We start from the raw sequence: 1549 nt of genomic DNA on the forward strand, positions 1-1549 counted from the left end.
AGGAGCTTGCTCCTTTGACGTTAGCGGCGGACGGGTGAGTAACACGTGGGTAACCTACCTATAAGACTGGGATAACTTCGGGAAACCGGAGCTAATACCGGATAATATTTCGAACCGCATGGTTCGATAGTGAAAGATGGTTTTGCTATCACTTATAGATGGACCCGCGCCGTATTAGCTAGTTGGTAAGGTAACGGCTTACCAAGGCGACGATACGTAGCCGACCTGAGAGGGTGATCGGCCACACTGGAACTGAGACACGGTCCAGACTCCTACGGGAGGCAGCAGTAGGGAATCTTCCGCAATGGGCGAAAGCCTGACGGAGCAACGCCGCGTGAGTGATGAAGGTCTTCGGATCGTAAAACTCTGTTATTAGGGAAGAACATACGTGTAAGTAACTGTGCACGTCTTGACGGTACCTAATCAGAAAGCCACGGCTAACTACGTGCCAGCAGCCGCGGTAATACGTAGGTGGCAAGCGTTATCCGGAATTATTGGGCGTAAAGCGCGCGTAGGCGGTTTTTTAAGTCTGATGTGAAAGCCCACGGCTCAACCGTGGAGGGTCATTGGAAACTGGAAAACTTGAGTGCAGAAGAGGAAAGTGGAATTCCATGTGTAGCGGTGAAATGCGCAGAGATATGGAGGAACACCAGTGGCGAAGGCGACTTTCTGGTCTGTAACTGACGCTGATGTGCGAAAGCGTGGGGATCAAACAGGATTAGATACCCTGGTAGTCCACGCCGTAAACGATGAGTGCTAAGTGTTAGGGGGTTTCCGCCCCTTAGTGCTGCAGCTAACGCATTAAGCACTCCGCCTGGGGAGTACGACCGCAAGGTTGAAACTCAAAGGAATTGACGGGGACCCGCACAAGCGGTGGAGCATGTGGTTTAATTCGAAGCAACGCGAAGAACCTTACCAAATCTTGACATCCTTTGACAACTCTAGAGATAGAGCTTTCCCCTTCGGGGGACAAAGTGACAGGTGGTGCATGGTTGTCGTCAGCTCGTGTCGTGAGATGTTGGGTTAAGTCCCGCAACGAGCGCAACCCTTAAGCTTAGTTGCCATCATTAAGTTGGGCACTCTAAGTTGACTGCCGGTGACAAACCGGAGGAAGGTGGGGATGACGTCAAATCATCATGCCCCTTATGATTTGGGCTACACACGTGCTACAATGGACAATACAAAGGGCAGCGAAACCGCGAGGTCAAGCAAATCCCATAAAGTTGTTCTCAGTTCGGATTGTAGTCTGCAACTCGACTACATGAAGCTGGAATCGCTAGTAATCGTAGATCAGCATGCTACGGTGAATACGTTCCCGGGTCTTGTACACACCGCCCGTCACACCACGAGAGTTTGTAACACCCGAAGCCGGTGGAGTAACCATTTGGAGCTAGCCGTCGAAGGTGGGACAAATGATTGGGGTGAAGTCGTAACAAGGTAGCCGTATCGGAAGGTGCGGCTGGATCACCTCCTTTCTAAGGATATATTCGGAACATCTCGTAGAGATGAGGAATAACGTGACATATTGTATTCAGTTTTGAATGTTTAT

1 rRNA gene is annotated in these 1549 nt (G+C 50.4%); it reads left to right on the forward strand.

The window, feature by feature from the left end:
• Window positions 1-1475 (forward strand): 16S ribosomal RNA (locus KA858_RS11535); the annotation flags it as partial.
• Window positions 1476-1549: the final 74 nt, after the last annotated feature.

It is taken from the genome of Staphylococcus sp. GDX8P80P, from assembly GCF_017893095.1.
GTDB lineage: Bacteria > Bacillota > Bacilli > Staphylococcales > Staphylococcaceae > Staphylococcus > Staphylococcus borealis.